Annotated in this window: 11 protein-coding genes; 9 read left to right on the forward strand and 2 right to left on the reverse strand. The window is 38.9% G+C overall.

The features are described from left to right. Window positions 1-15 precede the first annotated feature (15 nt). From V2H41_RS03425 to V2H41_RS03465, 9 genes are all read left to right on the forward strand, one after another. The gene (locus V2H41_RS03425) at window positions 16-3,243 is read left to right on the forward strand and encodes a SusC/RagA family TonB-linked outer membrane protein (RefSeq protein WP_330973724.1); all 3,228 of its coding nucleotides are present in this window, start codon (window positions 16-18) and stop codon (window positions 3,241-3,243) included. Between the two features lie 13 nt (window positions 3,244-3,256). Further along, window positions 3,257-4,798, forward strand: coding sequence for a RagB/SusD family nutrient uptake outer membrane protein (locus tag V2H41_RS03430; RefSeq protein ID WP_330973725.1), 1,542 nt, complete (start codon window positions 3,257-3,259; stop codon window positions 4,796-4,798). Window positions 4,799-4,805: 7 nt separating this feature from the next. Beyond that, the gene (locus V2H41_RS03435; protein ID WP_330973726.1) at window positions 4,806-6,242 is read left to right on the forward strand and encodes a fasciclin domain-containing protein; all 1,437 of its coding nucleotides are present in this window, start codon (window positions 4,806-4,808) and stop codon (window positions 6,240-6,242) included. A gap of 13 nt (window positions 6,243-6,255) precedes the next feature. Beyond that, window positions 6,256-9,057: a SusC/RagA family TonB-linked outer membrane protein gene (locus V2H41_RS03440; protein ID WP_330973727.1), complete on the forward strand. Its 2,802-nt coding sequence runs from the start codon at window positions 6,256-6,258 to the stop codon at window positions 9,055-9,057. 15 nt (window positions 9,058-9,072) lie between these two features. Beyond that, window positions 9,073-10,614, forward strand: a complete 1,542-nt coding sequence (locus V2H41_RS03445) for a RagB/SusD family nutrient uptake outer membrane protein (RefSeq protein ID WP_330973728.1) — start codon at window positions 9,073-9,075, stop codon at window positions 10,612-10,614. Between the two features lie 42 nt (window positions 10,615-10,656). Then, a complete protein-coding gene (locus tag V2H41_RS03450) occupies window positions 10,657-12,570 on the forward strand; it encodes a sialidase family protein (protein WP_330973729.1) in 1,914 nt (637 codons plus the stop codon). An 8-nt stretch (window positions 12,571-12,578) separates the two neighbouring features. Next, window positions 12,579-13,835, forward strand: a complete 1,257-nt coding sequence (locus V2H41_RS03455; protein WP_330973730.1) for a sialidase family protein — start codon at window positions 12,579-12,581, stop codon at window positions 13,833-13,835. 98 nt (window positions 13,836-13,933) lie between these two features. Beyond that, window positions 13,934-15,343 carry a sulfatase gene (locus tag V2H41_RS03460; protein ID WP_330973731.1) on the forward strand — a complete coding sequence of 470 codons (1,410 nt, stop codon included), beginning with the start codon at window positions 13,934-13,936 and terminating at the stop codon, window positions 15,341-15,343. 8 nt (window positions 15,344-15,351) lie between these two features. Beyond that, complete coding sequence (locus tag V2H41_RS03465) at window positions 15,352-16,494, forward strand: sialidase family protein (protein WP_330973732.1); 1,143 nt, start codon at window positions 15,352-15,354, stop codon at window positions 16,492-16,494. Window positions 16,495-16,502: 8 nt separating this feature from the next. Here the strand turns inward: V2H41_RS03465 and V2H41_RS03470 are convergent, their stop codons facing one another. Both V2H41_RS03470 and V2H41_RS03475 read right to left on the reverse strand, forming a co-directional pair. Then, window positions 16,503-17,999 (reverse strand): sialate O-acetylesterase, encoded by a 1,497-nt coding sequence (locus tag V2H41_RS03470; protein ID WP_330973733.1) that lies wholly within the window; start codon window positions 17,997-17,999, stop codon window positions 16,503-16,505. 76 nt (window positions 18,000-18,075) lie between these two features. Next, window positions 18,076-19,881, reverse strand: a complete 1,806-nt coding sequence (locus V2H41_RS03475; protein ID WP_330973734.1) for a phosphodiester glycosidase family protein — start codon at window positions 19,879-19,881, stop codon at window positions 18,076-18,078. Window positions 19,882-19,885 lie beyond the last annotated feature (4 nt).

Consider the following 19,885-nt stretch of genomic DNA (forward strand, 5'->3'; position numbering starts at 1 on the left):
AACGATTGGGTTAATATGAATTATGGCTATTTGAAAGCAACATTCTTTGCTTGCGTGCTTATGTTGGTGTTTTTTAGACTAGATGCTCAGGAAGCGGCTAGCATTAAGGGAGTTGTATATGAAAAGGCTTCTAAAAAACCGTTGACCGGAGTTTCTGTTATGCTTGTAAACAGAAATGATCTTGCTATTGCGGGAACTATGTCTCAGGCTGATGGCTCTTTTGAGATAATATTAGCGGAACAGGCTTATAAAATAGTATTTACTAATATAGGTTATACTACTCAAGAGTTTGTTATCAATAATAAGAGATATTTTGAAGTGGCCATGGTAGAGGACGCCGGTACGATAGAAGATGTTACTGTAGTGTCTACCATAAAGAAAAAAGCCGACCTCGGTTTTTTGTCTATTGATCGTCGTGAGTTGTCTAGTGCTGTAGCTTCCGTTGATCTGGAAAATACCGATAAAATGCCTGTAACTAATGTTGATCAACTTTTGCAAGGTATGGCACCAGGGATACAGGTGGTTGCCGCCAGTGGCGATCCGGGTGCTGCTGCCAGCATTAGAATAAGAGGTATTTCCAGCATATCCGGTATGAATGATCCTTTGTGGATTATTGACGGGGCCGAGGTTATCGGTAATGATTACAAAGTGTCCAGTATCACAGATTTTGGTTTTAGCCCTATCGGAGATTTGGATCCGTCAGATATTGCTTCTATTGATATTTTGAAGGATGCATCAGCTACGGCTCTTTACGGTTCTCGAGGGGCGAACGGTGTGATTGTAATTCAGACTAAAAGAGGAAAACGAGGAAAAGCTCAACTGCAGATTAACTCAAAATTTACATTGACTGAAGTGCCCCGCACCATCCCAATGCTATCGGGAGATGAACAACGTATTTATTATATTGAGAAAACATCCGGAGGTATTGATGATGGAACATCTTATCCACAATTAAGAGGTGATCTAACTCGTTCGGATGCATGGATGTATAATAATAATACCGATTGGATGGATGTTATTACACGGAAGGGTATCTATCAGCAATACAATACTGCATTAACAGGTGGTGGGGATCGTCTCAATTACTACTGGGGGTTGGGATATGCCAATCAGTATGGTACTACAAAAGGAACCGGATATGATCGTTTTAATACACGCTTTAATCTCAATTACAGAGTATCGGATAAATTAAGAGTTCAGGCCGATTTAAATTATACCAATTCTTTAACTGATAAAAGAGGGCAGAATCATCCTATTCAAAGTGAAGGACAAGAATTAAATCCTTTGCTGATAGCACGACAGATTCCTGCGTATTACCCCGTATACTCCAAAAATGGACTAAACTATTTTGTTGATAGAACAGAGACCATATCTGCTCTTAGCAGATATAATCCTTTAGCCCTAATCGACTATTCTACCTATCTTACTAAGGCTAACCGCTTTATGGCGAATACAGCCATAGAGTATAAAATTCTGAGTAATCTGGAGTTTAGAACTCAGGTTTCTACTGACTTCAGGGAATCTGCGGATGAATATTTTTTACCGGGATATGCTACCAATGCAATACCGGGAGAGAATGTTTATAATGCCGGAGTACAAACCGAAGGGTATCAATTGATGATTAATAACAATAATCGCCTCACCTGGAATGCACTACGCTTGACGGATCATCGATTGACTTTTACAGGAGTAGTTACCTATAATATCAACAGAAATAACTCCACCAAAATTGAGTATTATAATGGAGGGTCACCGGAATTAAGATCCGCCGATGCCTCTGCGATTATCTCTAATGCTACTGGAACCTATGGTGCAAGTAAGTATTTGGGGATGTTTATTCAGGGACACTACGCATTAAAAGATCAGTATTATCTGACTATTACCGGAAAAAGTGAAGGCGATTCTCGTTATGGGGACGATAATCCTTACTCTGTATTTCCGGCTATTGGTGCTGCATGGGAGATCAATAAGGCTAGGTTTATGCAAAATGTGGAATGGATTAATTTCCTTAAACCTCGATTTGCTTACGGTGTTACCGGGAATTTACCTTCACTGGATAACTTATATGATATTGCTTATGGTACCGGCACAGGATATTTAGGAGAAACCTATACGTATCCATCAAAGTTTGCAAGTGATAATCTTAGAGAAGAAAGGACAACAGAATATAATGCAGGTTTGGACTGGGGAATGTTTAATGATAGAGTAACAGGACAATTAGATTTTTATTCGCGCACAACAAGAAATCTTTTGTTGGAAGAACGATTGTCTTCTACTCTGGGATATTCTTCTCAATATATCAACTTTGGGACCGTACGTAATAGTGGCTGGGAGTTGGGCATAACGGCTATTATACTGAAAGGCGGAGGGAATAAGTTACGCTGGAAATCCTTTTTTAACATTGCTACAAATAGAAACAAGCTACTAGAATTACCTCCATTGTTTAATGAACAGGCGTTTCAAGTGAGCGCTTATGGATTTACATCCAAACTGCAAGAAGGAGATGTAATTGGAGGATTCTATGGATATAGAGCACTAGGCGTATACGCAAGAGACGAGGATGCAATACTTAGAGATGATGAGGGAAATATTATTTATGAAGCAGATGGTATTACTCCTAAATACATGAGATACGGATCAGCAACTGGCCGGCAGTTTGCGGGTGGAGATATGATTTATGAAGATGTTAATAAAGATGGTGTGATTAATGAGCTAGATCGTGTACAAATAGGTGATGCAAATCCATTATTCTATGGGGGATGGAATAATACATTCAATTATAAAAATTGGGTACTCACCGTTAATTTTCAATATCAGTCAGGCAATCACATTATCAATGCTACGCGCATACAAATGGAACAGATGCGCTACTCTCATAATCAGTCAAGATCGATTATGGCACGTTGGAGAAGACAAGGGGATGTAACTGATATTCCTCGAGCTCAGCCTGATAATAGTTGGAACGCCGTAGCCTCTACCCGGTGGGTGGAAGATGGATCCTATCTACGTTTAAAGACTGTATCTCTAACTTATAATGCTAGTAAACAGTTTCTTCAAAAGTTAGGTCTTGGAATAAAGCAATTATCATTTTTTGTAACTGGTTATAATCTGTATACATGGACGAAGTATCTGGGGCTGGATCCCGAAGTGCCTATTACCGGAAGTGTAGCGCTATTTGGTATAGACAGAAGTACTACAGCTCCTTCACGTCAGTATACAGTAGGATTAAATATTCATTTATAAATGTGCTCCGAAGATGAAATCAAGATTCACATATATAATCGTAGTTCAGATATTCTTTTTATTGATATCCTGTAATAAACTGTTAGAGGTGGATAAACCCGATAATCTGATACATGATGAGTTTTGGCAAAATCGAGATCAGGTGCACACGTCCTTAATGGGATTGTATACATCTCTGCATAACAGTCTTAATTCATTTCATGTTTGGGGTGATATAAGGTCTAGCTTTTACGAACCTGGTCCTGGTAATGCCTTTACCTCAAGCTATGGACAGTTTATGTCGCATGATATTTATACGACAAACGGTCTGCTTTCATGGTCGAATGTATACCGCTCAGTAGGGTGGATTAATACGTTTATCAAAAATGCTCCTCTAGCTCTTTCTAAGGACCCTACTTTTAAAGAAGCGGAATTAAATCAAATGTTGGGTGAGGCGCATGCGCTTCGTGCGTTAAACTATTTTTATTTAGTGCGTGCTTTCAGGGAAGTTCCGCTCATTAAGGAACCTTATGAATCGGATACTCAACAAATGAATACTGCAGCTTCATCCGAAGAGGAGGTGCTAAATTTTATTGAAGAAGATTTGGATTATGCATTAAAAAATGCGCCAGAAACATTTGATAATGTGCTTTACAAATATGGACGTATTACTAAGAATGCCGTTCGGGCTTTGTGGGCCGATGTAAAACTGTGGCGTAATCAGTATCAACAAGTGTTGGATTTGTGTGAACCTTTGGATATGCAGTATGCTTCTGGCTTGGTGAGCTCTTTAGATTGGTATTCCATTTTTACTCCAGGTAATTCGTCCGAAACTATCTTTGAGTTACAATACACTCAAACCGGGTTATCTTCTCCTGTCTATAACTGGTTTGCGCATTTTTCAACTGGTTCTTCTGATGGAGCTAGATATTTAGCGAATTCTCGTAATGCAAGGTTAGCGTTTGAGGAAACACTGTATCCATCTACATTACCGGAGTATGAGAGTTCAGATACCATTCGATACAAGGAGTATTCCACATTTAGAAAAAGTGATGTCTCTAACGGATATGGGGGAGGTTGGGAAGTGTACAAGTTTTTGGGTCAGCAGGCATACGAACTATCTTATAAACCCTCTAATAACCGTCGTCTTACAGGTTATATTTTTTATAGATATCGCGAAATATTATTTATGAAAGCAGAGGCGCTAGCAATGCTGAGTCGGTATGAAGAAGCTGAAGATATGATTAATCAGGTGCGCCAGCATTGTGATGTACCACTGTTAACTACAGGCGAGGCTGGCGAAGAAATGGAGTTCTTCGAGCGATTGTTATTTGAGCGTGAAGCAGAACTGTGCTTTGAAGGTAAAGAATGGTTTGCCTTAGTAAGGATGGCCAGGAGAGAGGGTATGCAGGAATTATTATTAGAAAAGATGGCAACAAATAATTCTATGGGTTATTCCTATCAAGTTATTCGTGCGAGATTGCTAAATCCAGAAAGCTGGTTCTTGCCCTATCATAGAACTGAAATTGAAAATAACCCTTTGTTACATCAAAAAGAATTTTATAAAAATAAATAAGATTAGTATGAATCGTCTGCCATTAATACTGCTCCTACTTTTAATATTAGGATTTTGCTCTTGTAAACGAGAGTTGTCTGGTGCACGCTATGACAGTACAGACGAGCTGCAAATTATGGATTATATAGAGGGGAGAGAAGACTTAAGCATATTTAGAGAGCTAATTGATTATACTAAGCAGCGTAATTTATTAAAAACAGCTGGCTCCTATACTTTGTTTGTCCCCAATAATGAGGCTTTTGAGAAATTGTTTCAGACGTTGGCTCAGGAGGGGGAAACCATTAACTCTATTTATGATAAGGAGCCTGAATACTGGTTGAGTTATCTACGATATCATTTATTAATGCAGAAGGTTAATTCTAATGAATTGGAATTTGGGCCTTTGCCCGCCCCTACTATGTTTAACAATAAATATTTGATTGCTGATATCAGTGAATCTTATGTTTCGATCAGATTAAATAGTGCGGCTAAAATAATTGAAAGTAATATTGAACTTGCTAACGGATATGTAAACGTGCTGGATTATGTTCTCATGCCTCCCACCAAAAACATTTATGAAACACTACAAAGCTCCGGGCGCTATAACATAATGTTGTCCATATTTGAAGAAATGGGATATTTAAGTTATTTGAAGGATAGTACTATTACATTGTTGGTCGAAACCGATGAAGCTCTATTGAAATCTGGTTTTTCTAAGGATGCTATTGAGAATCTAGAGGAGTGGACACAGTATCATATTATAGCAGACTCTGGTTATTTTTTGAATAACATGGCGGGGAAGCGTTACTACTCACTATATACGAAAGAAGCTACAAGTTTTGATGTAAACTTATACGGCCAATATTTTGCCAATAAAAATTTTCCATTTAGTTCAAATACAGCTTTGGGAATTAATCGGGTGTGCAACAATGGGATCTTGCATACGTTGGATACTATGTTGCAAATTGTAGAGGCTCCATTAGCTACTATACGCTTCAATCTTTATCCCCCTGGAAGTCCCTATGGTGCACAAAATGTATTCACCAACGCTCCAGCAACAATTACCCTTAATACAGGAACTCAGAGTTACCATCAGAACAAGGAAAATAAGATTGTTGCATTCAATGCCATACAAGTAGGAGATTATTTCTGGATGACAATACCAGATGTACCTGCAGGCAAATATAGAATCAGAATGATTCACAGATCGGGTGGTACGCGTGGCAAGTACATTGTTATATACAACAATGAAATCGTACACGAAGGAGTAAATATGGCCGCCCAAGATGGTACGTTCGAAGAATGGAGTTATCTGGTGTATAATAATTGCGGTGAAATAAATGTTGATGAGCGATCCGATGTTACTTTATATTTTGCTTTTGCTGATTTTGGTAGCAATAAGAATCCAAGTTACTGTTGCGATTTATTAATGGATATTGTTGAGTTGATTCCAATAACTGATTAATTAAACCATTACAATGAAATTTAAGTTTACATATTGGAGCATAAAACATATTGGAGTAATGTGTCTTGCGCTAGCTGTCTCGAATGCGAGTGGACAGCTATCGCAGGACAGTGTAACACTTTCAGGTATTGATAAGTTAGGTATCATCCGGTCTACAGACACAGTACCTTTGTTAAGACAAAGTAGCGGGCTATCTTTTGCCAATCTATTACCCGGAGCTTCAGGTATTCATGTGACAGAGTCAGGAGTAATTGCTTCTGCACCACTATTAATGATGCGGGGTATTAATAGTATTAATCTTCAGTCTGCCCCTCTAATATTTGTAGATGGGTTACCTGTTAGATATAATCGTTCACAACGTCCTTTCCTTTCTACATATGAGCCTACAAGATTTGGTTTTTTAAATACTAATGATATTCAGGATATCGCTGTTATAAATAACCCAGAGCAGCTTGCTTTATTAGGAGGAAGAGGGGCGAACGGAGCTTTATATCTGGTGACAGAAAGGGGAGAGCTGGGAGGAACAAAGATCGACTTTACCGCTAGGGCTGGATATATGCGCAACAACTATAAGATTGAGCGTATGAATGCTCAAAAATTTAAATCTTATTTATGGGATTACATGTTAGAAAACGGCGCCACAGAGGCTCAGCTTACTGCAAATCCCATATTTGACCCTAGCATAGCTATGTATAATCAGAATACTGATTGGGTGAGAATGATTGAGCAACCAGCACGGTATAATGATTTTCATTTGAAGCTTAAGGGAGGTTTCGGCGAGGCTAATTATATGTTCAGTATAGGACATACCCGCAAGGGAGAGACGTTATTAGAATCAGATTTTAATCGCACTACTATGCGCTTTAATCTGGATTATAGGGTGTCGCAGCGTTTTAATATTACCAACAATTTGAGTTATGCTAATACAGGGTCGTCTTATCATGAACAAGGCTATAATTGGTCGATACATCCTTGGTATGCGGCAGCTACTAAAGCACCATTTATGGCACAATATGCATATAATAATGAAGGGTTGCGTACAAACCTCCTCGAAGATGTTGACATATTAGGGAAAAGTAATCCCTGGGCTTTAGTGAAAAATATGCGAAATAAAAATGAAGAAAATCGAGTAGATGGATCCATATCAGGGAAATATTTATTAACAAAGAATACCTTTTTAAATACAGGTCTTTCAGTAAGTTACTATAATATAAGTGAGAATCAATATCGTCCTGCCTTGGGTATTGTAGCAGACAAACACCGCATCAGGCAGAATGCTAATCGTAAGTCTAGTGAATTTACTTTAATATGGAACAGTTATCTACGTAAGTACGGTCAGATTGCTGATAATGTCAAATATGACGCGCAATTCGGAGCATGGATCGAACGGTACGAAGATAAATCGCTTTATGCAAGAAAGATTAATGCAGGTACGGATGATTATGAAACATTGGCGCAAGGTACAGTAGATAGTGCATCCAATTCTAAATTTATAACCAACCTTACGAGGTTCTATGCCGCTAGTAATTTTGATTTCTTCAACAGAGTTTCTTTATCTGCAAATATTGGGACAGATGGTTCTTCTAATTTCGGACGTAAGGGAAGATGGACGCTATATGGTGGTGCGGATTTGAAAGTAGATGTTTTGGATCGAAAAAGTGATCAACAATTAACAATACGCGCAGGCTGGGGACGAAGTGGTAACAGTGATGTGAGAGGATATTATCATTATGATTTGTATTATGCTGTTCGTTATTTTGGTTATGGGGGTGTATATCTTGGAAATATTGCCAATGAAGATATTATGCCCGAAATTACCACATCTTATAATGTAGGATTAAATATTGCGCTTTGGAAAAATCGATTCCACTTAGGGGTAGATTATTACAAGAAGAATACAAATAATTTAATTACCTCTAAGAATTATCCTATTGAGTTAGGATTGGATCCACAGTTTGAAAATAATGGCAAAATTTCTTCTCAGGGATGGGAGTTTGACCTGTCTGCATTGGTAGTACAAAATAAACATTTTCAATGGCAGTTAACGGCTAATCTGGCAACATTAAAAAATGATGTACTTTCTTTAAGTAATGGAGATGCTATTCGTACTATAGATAATACCACTGGTATCGCAAGAGCCGGGGAGCGGATCGGCTCTTTCTACGGATACAAAGTGTTAGGTGTATTTCGAAGCATTGATGATGTAGATCTCAAAAAGTCTGACGGTACAAACTATCTACCTGGGGATTATATTATTGAAGACCTCAACAATGACGGTAAAATAAATGAGCAAGATAGACAGATAATAGGTAATCCATTGCCTAAGTATTTTGGAGGAGTTTTAAATGCATTTAAGTACAATAGATGGGGACTGGATATACTCTGGACCTATGCAATGGGTCATGATATTTATAATCGGTTTAAACAGCAAATGCATGTGATGAATGATTACTCAAATCAGTCTCCTGACGTCTCCCGCAGATGGCGCTCGGAGATGGAGCCTGGTAGTGGTTTGAGTAGAGCTGTTTACGGTGATCCCTCCAATAATGGTGCAATGTCTGATTTGTGGGTAGAAGACGGTAGTTATATGCGCTTGAAGAATGTTACACTTAATTACGATGTGCCCTTCAAGAGTCGTAAAACTATAAAGGGATTACAAGTGTATATAACAGGAGAAAATCTCGTTACTATCACATCTTATAGTGGAGCCGACCCTGAGGTGATTTCTTCAACCGATGTATTACTACGAGGAATTGATTTTGGAGGTACTCCTTTACCCAAGGCTGTAATATTAGGACTTAAATTATCTCTTTAATGAAAAACAATAAATATGAGTTTTATTATAAATAAAATGAGGCCTCAATGCGTAATCATATTGCTGCTTTTATTGATTTTAGGAGGGTGTTCGAGCTTGTATGATGTGGATCCATATTCCATGATAAAGAATAAAGATTTTAATAGAAATCGAGACGACCTGAACGCAAGTGCAATGGGTATGTATGCTCCGCTTACACAGGAAGTCCATAAATTTTTGTTATGGGGTGATGCTAGAGCGGATATGGTTACAACAGGTCAAGCAGAGCCCGATCCATATATTAATGAGTTTGTAATTAATAATATCAGCGAGCAGAATCCTTATACCAATTATGCAGGTATTTATAAAACTATTGCACGTTGTAACCGCCAGATGGAGAAGGTTTATGATGTAGCTCGTCTAGATGATAAAATACTTGATAGGGATGCAGGTGCTTTTTATGCGGAAGCATTGCTGTTACGCTCTTATGCGTATTATCTATTATTGAGAAACTTTAAGACATTCCCTATTATACTTTCGGATTATGCGGAGGGAATTACTTATGTAAATGAGGCTGGTGACACTTTGCGTAGGAACCTGCGTAATATGGATTCTGATGAGATTAGAAAAAGTTTTTATTATCCTAAAAATAGAGATGAAGTGTGGCGCATGATTTATGATGATGTATTAACAGTTTTAGGTATGCTGCCTATCAATTATCAATGGAATAATTACTCCCTTCCGGCTCAAGAGCGATACGGGAGAGTGTCACAAGTGATGGCGGCTACTTTTGCTGCGGAACTGGCATTGTGGTTGGGAGAATATCAGGCTGCATCAGCCTTTGCTAACTCCCCAGTAAGAAACAATAATCACACATTAGGTTCTTCCGGTACATGGATTAACCAGTTTACGGGTTCGTATGCTTCGTTACATTCTATGTTTTTATTAGGTTATGGATATGATAATAGTTTTGAGACAAACCGTCTTCAGGAATTTACGAGTCCTTTTGCGTCATACGGTGGTAAATATTACCTGAAACCCAATATGCCTATTATGGATACTATTTTTTCTAAAGAAGGAAACGATATACGTACCAGCTTTAGTGTAAAGAATGTAGAGGGATATGATGTAATATGGAAATTTATAGGAACGAATAATGTGGCATCAATGCGGGAACCATACAGAAGTGATGCGAGTTGGAATTTTTATAGAAGTGCGGATGCGTATCTATATAAGGCTATTGCAGATCTCATGCTAAATGATTATGCTACGGCATTCAATTTTGTAAATATGCTACGCACTGCTAGAGGCTTGCCAGAGCTAAATATTGCTGAAACTGATTATACTAATAAGGAATATATGCTAGAACTGCTTTTTAAAGAAAGGGCTAGAGAATTTGCTTTTGAAGGAAGAAGGTGGTATGATTTAATGCTATGGTCAAAACTTTCGGAGAAGAACCAACTGGCTGCAGTTGTTCCACTAAAATATGAAGATGAGAATATGCAGGAGCAGGTAAGGGTAAAGCTTCTAAATGAAGATAACTGGTATATTCCTATTAATCCCACACTGTGGGAATAACATTTCAAATTTGAAATAAGTTCTATTTTAAAAATATTTCCGATGAATAAGCTTTTAATGTTTACTTCATGTGTTGTTGTTGTGTTGATAGTATTTACTACGTCCAGCTGCTATAAGGAACAACATTTTAAATTCCCAGGACCTTTTGAGGATACCGCATCGAAGGGGGGGATTGATTCTTTGCCCTTCCCGTTTGACGAGAATAGGCAGGCCGGCGTTTGGTTAATGAAAGACGGTGCACCGTATTATGATAAGATATTATTTAAAGGATTTACAGACTATCGTCCCATGCATGATACTGTATCTTGGGTGCAGGAAAGTAATGCTATGCGATTAATTCCTCATCGGAACTATTACCCTTTAACCGACGCTGATCATCTGGGTGGAGATCCTAATAGTTTTAGATACAACTGGGTGTCTTCTAAATATTTTGTTCCAATTGGGGCAGGGAAGAGCTTCTACATGTATGTTAAATTCTCAGTGGGGACATTTAGCGGTACTGCAGCTGGATTGCTATTGGGAAGAAGTTGGGAAACAGGCGGTGATTTCTTGTTTGGCTTTGATGGCAATAGCAACGTCGCACCTACATTTTTTGTTGATCTTTATGGTAAAACAGGTATATCCGTCAATCCTGCTAACGGATGGCCTACAGTGAATGAAGTGATTGTTCCTGGCCTCCCTGCCGAATGGGAGGTGGTGATACATGATAATGTATTTTACACTAAGGTGAATGGAGTTCTGTGTTTTTATTTCAAAGTGCCAAGCGAAGCGCTTTACTATTTTACACCAGCCATTAGGCCATGGAGAAACTTTGTTGCTGTTCATGATTTCTATATAGAAAGTTCAGACATGTATACTGTTGAGTACGTGATGCATGAGTACGAGCAAGGGTATACACGTATTCAGCATCCTGCTTTAGCGAAAGCCCCGAACAATGATCTGTTATTGTTTGCAGAGGGGCGGAGTAATCCTGCATCTGCATACGAACGGGTAGCTCAACACACATTACCAGTAGGTAATACCGATATCATTATGAAACGCTCAGAAGATGGGGGTGATACATGGAGCGAGCAGATTAGTGTAGTTGTAGGAGATGGAACAGACAAAACTTATGGATTCCCTCAGGTAATTACAACCAATTCGGGCAAGATGATTTTGCATTATAGCGAACTATCGCCTTCTTTAAGCAATAATACTTACACTTATCCTCCTTCGGACCAGAAAAGAATGCAGATAGTCTCTACAGATAATGGTAGAACATGGTCGCAACCGGTAGATATTACTTCTAGTTTGCAGGATGAGGCCAGCGGTTATTTGAAAAGTACGTCAGGACATGGTATTGAATTAAAGTCTGCTGATTATCGTGATCGTCTGGTAATGCCAATAGTGTATGGTGATCGTATTGTTCGTGTTGCATTATCCGATGATGAGGGTAATACTTGGTATCAGAGCGATAAAGTAACAGGAGCGAACAATATTAATTCAGCTGCTGTTGTGGAGTTGTCTACAGGACAGCTGATGCTTATTTTATCGCATACGAATACCTCACCTCAAAGCAGATATATATCGTATAGTAATGATGGAGGACAAACCTGGTCTGCCGTAGTACCTGCCTCTACAGTGGGCATTAATACTGCAACTTACGGACATATGTATGACGGTGTTTTGGCCAAACATGATAATCAGATTTACTATGTTAGCCCCGTGGATAGAGAAAAAGATGCCCAAGTGTATAATGGTCCTACCTACGGAGTTTCGCCTACTCTGTTTGTAAGCAGTAATGACGGAAGTACTTTTCAGCGTATGGGGCCTTTATTTACCAAAATCGCATACAGAGATTATTTTGCTCCTGTAGGTAAAATGGATGCTGTTGTGAACAGTAACGGGAAACTGATTATAGTTACTGAAGGGGGGGTAGATTCTCCGCAGGAGGGGATTGTTATTTACCGGCAATAGTGTACTTTATGCTCCGGTCTAAATATATAACGGAATTATTAACGCTATACGGTCTCACAGCCTGCATGCTATGGCGTAGCGGTCTTCAAAATAAAAATGAGTATATAGCTCCGGCGTTAAACACTCAGATACAAGAAAATGTTAGTGGGGCAGCGATACACACAATACGTCTGTTTGATTACGAAGCAGATCATTATAACAGTTATCGCATCCCCTGCCTTATAAAGGCTACTAATGGTACACTCATTGCAATTGCCGAGGGGCGCAAGCATTCAGTGCATGATTACGGAGATATCGATGTAGTATATAAGTTATCGAAAGATAATGGCAATACATGGTCGGAGTTAAAAGTTATAGTTTCGGAAGGTGAAGGAACTTGGGGAAATCCTACTGCAGTAACAGATGAAGTGACAGGTCGTATTTGGCTGTTTCTTTCATGGAATGACGAGCATCATAGTCAGCGTGGGGGAAGCTATTTGGGCAAAACTTATCTTCCCATAAAAGAATGGGGGCAGCGGAGAGTTTTTGTTACCTATAGCGATGATCATGGAGAGAGTTGGGCTGTTCCGATAGATATGACTGCTTCGCTATTACCTGAAAAATACAGTTGGGATGCGATGGGACCCGGTATCGGTATTCAGGTGAAGAAGGGAGATATAGCTGGTAGGTTAATTATTCCAGCTGGAGGACGTAATATTTATAGTGATGATCACGGTTTGACTTGGAAGTATCAGTTGTTACCCCGAGGAACATTTGAAGGCACTGTAGTAGAGCTTTCTGATGGTTTGTTGATGAGAAATGATCGCCCATTAGGAACTGAGTGGAATAAAAGTCATACACGTTTTATTGCGAGGGGAACTATAGAATCTGGATTTACTGATTTTACGGGAGATCCTAATTTGCCAGATCCTCGTTGTCAGGGTTCAATCTTGAGATATTCTTTTGCCCCCAATATTATACTTTTTTTAAATTCTTCAAACAGTGGTATAGATAAAGTAGGAAATCGATGTATGATGACTGTGCGATTAAGTGAAGATGATGGTACGACATGGAAATATTCAAAGTTATTATACCCGACTTTAGATAGAAGTCTTTTGTGCACTGATTCAGTTGTTTATGGTGGGTATTCATCGTTGATGAATTTAACAGATGGAAAGGTCGGTGCTCTTACTGAAGTGTATTATTATCCCAATAAAAAGATTGCTCATCGAAGATTTGCTATAGATTTCCATAAGTTTGATATCGATTGGATAAAACAGAAATAATAATGATAATATCTGCCTTATTTAAAGAAAGGTTCAATCATTCTGATTGCTTCATTCTTTGGGGTATAGTAAGGAGGTTCTCTGTGATCATCTACTGTATGTTTCATGCTGGATTGCTATCTGCACAAGATGATTTTTTTGAGAGGAAATATAATGTATTGTTTATAGTTGCTGATGATATGCGTCCTACTTTAGGATGCTATGGTGATGAGAGAGCCATAACGCCTTATATAGATAATTTGGCGAGAAGAAGCATTGTATTTAAAAATGCTTATTGTCAGCAGGCAGTATGTAATCCTTCTCGTGCATCTGTTTTGACAGGATTAAGGCCTGATGAAAATGGTGTTACAGACTTGGTGACTCATTTTCGCCAGAAAATACCTGATGTGGTAACACTACCCCAGGCTTTCAAAAATGCAGGTTATACATCAATAGGAATTGGTAAAGTTTTTCATGGATCAAAACGTACTCTGGATTCAGTGTCATGGTCCGTTCCCTCCTTGGTGCAAAGTTTTACCAAGCAGGATGAATATTATCTTCCTGAAAATCGCAAGGGAAATGCTAAGGCGGCATCGTATGAATTTGTGGCAGAGCAAGATGATGATTATCCCGATGGCAAGATCGCTAATGCGGCTATTACTGCTTTGCAGCAATTCAGGGAATCCGGTGAGTCATTTTTTATGGCGGTAGGATTTAATAAGCCGCATCTTCCTTTCTGTGCACCTAGAAAATATTGGAATATGTATGAAGGCTCCGATTTTTCTAAGATGTCGCATAAATTTAAACCTTTAGGTGCTCCCGACATTGCATTTCATCAATGGCAGGAACTTCGAGGCTATTCCGATATTCCTAAAGATGGTGCTATTCCTTCTCAAAAGGAACAAGAATTATGGAGAGGATATTATGCTTGTGTTAGTTATGTAGATACTCAGATAGGTAGAGTCTTAAGTGAACTAGAACGATTAGACATGAGTGAAAACACCATTATTGTATTTTGGGGGGATCATGGGTATCACTTAGGTGAACAGGGTTTATGGTGTAAATCCACCAACTATGAGTTAGATACACGTATACCTCTTCTTATATCAGTTCCCGATATAACCGACAAGGGAAGTCATACTTCTGCAATTGTGGAGGCATTGGACATATATCCTACTCTGTTAGAATTATGTGGTTTAAAATCCCATCATAGACTAAGTGGAAAAAGTCTGACTCCTCTATTGGAGAATCCAAATTGTAGATGGGAGGGAGTCGCGTTTAGCCAGTTTTGTAGACCCTATGAAGCAATAACTAAACAACATCCCACACATATGGGATATACGGTACGCATTCCAGGTTGGCGCTATGTAGCATGGTATGATTTGAATACTGGGTCGGTAGTAAATACAGAGTTATATGATTTAAAGAAGGGGAATATTGAATTGCATAATCTTTCCGGGGATAAAAGGTATAAGAAAGTTGAGCAAAAACTCCATTCATTGATTGACGCATACTACAGTAAAAGATAATCTATATTATGATTAGAAAATTGATAAATCGAATTAATATTTATGTTCTGTTGATGGTACTGAGTTTTTTCTATTCAAAAACTGTATCTGCATCAGCTACTTTGGAAGTGGTTTCGGATAGTGTTGTAGTATTTGCACCTGAGGATGGTAAATATGCATCAATGCGAATCCCCGCGATTGTAGTAACGCAGAAAGGTAGCCTACTCGCCTTTGGTGTGGGAAGAATCAATAGTGGTAGTGATTGGGCTGATATGGATTTATTATTGCGAAGAAGTGAGGATGGAGGAAAAACTTGGGGCCCCATTCAGGTGGTTGCACCACGTGCCGGAGGAAAGCCTACAGATAATCCGGTTCCTATTGTAGGTAAAGACGGAATAATTCACTTATTATATCAGCGGGATTATGCGTATGCTTACTACATTAGATCGGAGGATGACGGTCTTACATGGTCTGTACCGATGAATATAACCGCTACATTTTTATCATTTAAAAAAGAATATAACTGGAAGGTACTAGCACCAGGCCCCGGACATGGTATTCAGCTAAAGAATGGAAGATTGCTAGTGCCGGTATGGCTTGCGGATTCGGATAAACTATTGCCTCATCGTAGTCATCGTCCTTCTCGTATTGCTACAATTTATAGTGATGATAATGGTAAGACTTGGAAGGCAGGGGCTTTAATTCCCGATGTGCCGGGTTTTAAAAATCCTAGCGAGACGATGGCTGTAGAGCTTGCTGATGGTACAGTGATGTTAAGTATCAGAAATGAATCTGATAAAAGGAGACGTGGAGTTGCTTTTAGTAAGACTGGTATTGCCGGATGGTCTCACCCTGAATATGTAGAAGATCTTTTTGAGCCTATTTGTATGGGGGCTATACTAAAAGCACATTACAGGGGGAAGGATATCCTGTTATTCTCGAATCCGGACAGTAAACATATCGAAAAACACCCTCGACAAAATCTTACTATCAAGGTAAGTTATGATATGGGGAAGACTTGGCCGGTCCAAAAAGTGTTACAGGAAGGTTCGGCAGGCTATTCCGATATCGCTGTAAAGGACAATATCCTTTATTGTCTCTTTGAAACAAAAGCTGGTAAAGGCTTGGCGCTGGTATTAAAAAAGATTTCGTTAGAGGAACTGTTGAAATAGATGCTTCGCTATTTCAACCGTCTGATTTTTATATTTCGAAACGAGGCTTCATCACCGTGATGTTGTAGAAGGATATACCCCCATTCCGATTCTCCGTATTGAATAGGGCTGTTTTCGTACTCACGAAATTTTGTTGCAGCAACCTTCTTTCTGAAATCTTCACTGCCTCTGGTGTAGGATACAATTTTTTTGCCATTTAGCCAGTGTTCAACATTCTGACCTTTAACGATTATTTTAATACGATTCCAGTCCTGACACTTCCAGTTTTTATCTTTCGGATTAGGTGCATATAGTAGGTATGCAGCACCCGTACTACTTGTTGGATTTTTATTGTCGGTAACCCAATTGTGTTTACAGTCATCAATTAATTGATATTCCGGACCATTGAGAATTGTATTGCCTTTTTCATTTTTGAGAGGGGCTACTATATATTTAATACCGCTATTTGCTGAATCAGTAAGTTTTACTTCCAATTCCAGTTCAAAATTGGAAAACATTTCTCTTGTTATAATGTCTTTCCTTTTTGCTTTGGCAATACTTTTTAGAAGTTTATCGCTTATAGTCCAGCTTTCGGTGGGGAAACTATCACCATCAATACTTCTCCATCTAATATTCGGATTATTGCCATTGAAAAGAACTTCCCAACCGTTTTTGTCTATCGGAGATGTATAATTTTTGCCGATAATGTATTCTTTTTGAACAGATGGATATCCTTGTAGTTGTAACATCCCATTAGCAAAACGTCTTCCCAGTTCAGTAGCAGATGGGCTATCGAAGTGTGTGCCGTCACCTCCGTGCCATAAGCCTTCTGATGATACTAGAATTGTGTTTTTTACTTTTGAAGAAAGCTCGGGCAAAACATTATTGATGTATTCATAATTGCTTTTGTAGTGTGCCAGTTGGCCAACTACAATCGGTAATTTCGGGTCGCCGCATTCTTTTCTCAATCGTTGTATCAGGGCGGTTAAGCGATCTATATAAACGGATGCATTTTTTTCTTTGCTGTCGGCCTCCCCTTGGTGCCACAAGATTCCTTTAATGGGACCGTATTTCATAGCTTCCTTTATTCTAGCAAGCGCATCGTCATAAGGATGGGTTTTGGTGGCTTCATCATAGGCCCCTGGTTCCCACCTGCTAATTGCAGTACCCCCAACTGAGCAGGGAACCAATCCAATAGTTACAGCTTTGTTAGCTTCAGCCATTGCAATACCAAAGCTCAAGCCGGGGCCTACACCTGCAACTTTGGGCTTATCGAAGTGTAGCGGATGTTTTGCTATTTCCCATTTATTTTCTTTAGAGAGCATGAAGACTCTTTCATGTTGAATTTTTTCGTATTGGGGTGTGATTTTTCCCCTTCCGGCCATATTAGATTGACCGAGTAATATATATATGTGAAAATTTTTGTCGAATTTCTGTGCAACAAGAAATAGGGGAAATAGCAGTGCTATCGCTGTGCTTAATAAGATGCTTGTTTTAATAGGTATGATAGTGCAATGAATTTGCATTGTAATGACGTTTTATGTTATGCTATAGGAATTAAGATCCTGGTTAAGAATAAAGGTTTAATGATGCTGGCTTTAATTAATTGGTTGGATCCATTACATATAAAAAGTTGGGACGGCTTCTTTCCTGAGTACCATTATTATCTATCTTAGGTGTAATTAATTGATCGTACACCACTGTTGATACACTACCTCCTCCGTCTAACATATAGGCAAATTTTACATTAAGCGATCTTAGAATTCTTACTACATCTTCGGCGGTCATACCTTCTCCTTCAAATCCCCTTCCTCCACAACTTAAGAATAAAATATCTTTATTATCGAACTGGGCTATTACTTGTCTAGGATGCTTCACCTTATAGTTTTCTCTTATTTGCATCGCCTTTTCTGATGCCCGTTGATAATTTTCTATGAGTGGACCGAATGCTGTGAGTGCGTAAACGCTACCATCGTTGAGGATCTCCTTAGCTTTAGTTCCAGGAGGATATACTTTTAGTTCATTGTCTGCTTTGATTCCTAGAATATATGCATTGGATGGCGCTTCTTGTACAATAGCACCTTGAACAATTTGTGTACCCTGAGGTTTCTTGATTCCGTTGACTTCACGTTGTGTGGAAGCATTGAAGGCCAGGGCACTCCCTTTCCTGATGGCAAATTGTCTAACTGTTTCACCTTTGTCTTGATTGGTAAGTTCCAGTTGTAGTTTTACGGGATTCCCAAATCTGTCTTTAGGTTTTATTCTGGTAAGATAATAATAGGTATTAGAGGGCTGATCGAAATATTTGCTGATGTAATAAAAGCTATTACCCTTGCATGCCGAGCAACTTATTTTGTATAAACTATTGTTGTCAGGATAAACTACATACAAATTTCCAAGACTATCGGTAGTGATATCTGCAGCGATATGGTTTAATACTTCTTGGCTTACAGATGTGTTATCCCCGCTTGGGATAGCGTTGTTACTAATGGAAGAGACTGTTCTCGTTCCGTTAGCTATTTTACGGATGAAGATTTTTTGGCTATTAGAGTTTGCCTGTGTAATATAAATGTTATTGGCGTAGTCGACCTCTACCCGATAAGGTGAAGCGATAGCAGCAGCATCTGCATTACCGTCTTTAGTTTGGTTAGAACCCGATCCTGCAATTGTTGTAACCATTCCATCAGTTGTAATTTGACGAACACGATGGTTCAAAAGATCCGCAACAACAATATTGCCATTTTGATCGACTGACAAACCTGTGGGATGATTAAAACTTGCTTTTATTCCCTTGTCATCTTTATAGCCAGGAAAGGGAGTGCCCGCAAGTGTACTTACAGCTCCTGATGAATTGATCTTTCGAATACAGTGATTGTAGGTATCTGCAACAATTATATTACCGGAAGTATCAATCGTTACATCATATGGTGTATTAAATTGTGCAGCAACGGATGAGCCGTCCTTATATCCTGCAATTCCATTGCCTGCAATAGTGCTCACCTCACCCTGAGAAGTGATTTTTCGTATACGATGATTATTTTTGTCTGCAACAATTATATTTCCATCCTTGTCTATTGCAAGCCCTGTAGGTTCATTGAACTGAGCTTTGGATCCATCGCCATCCGTAAATCCAGCCACACCCGTTCCTGCGATCGTTATAACTTTGCCTGAAGGGGTAACTTTTCTTATAGCATGATTGAGTCTGTCTGCAATTACAATATCTCCGTGAAGATCTATTGCTATCGCTCCCATCTGTCTGAATGTAGCTTTTGTAATTATATTGTCTTTAAATCCTACGTTAGCTTCGGTGAGTTTTTGAAATTTGTAGGATTGGGCAAGTCCAGCATTCCCTATAAGTATTAAACTAAAGCATAAAACCTTGAATCTGCAGAATGAATTACGAATCATTATC

This window comes from Niabella digestorum, assembly GCF_036409055.1.
In the GTDB taxonomy this organism is placed as follows: Bacteria; Bacteroidota; Bacteroidia; order Chitinophagales; family Chitinophagaceae; genus Niabella; species Niabella composti.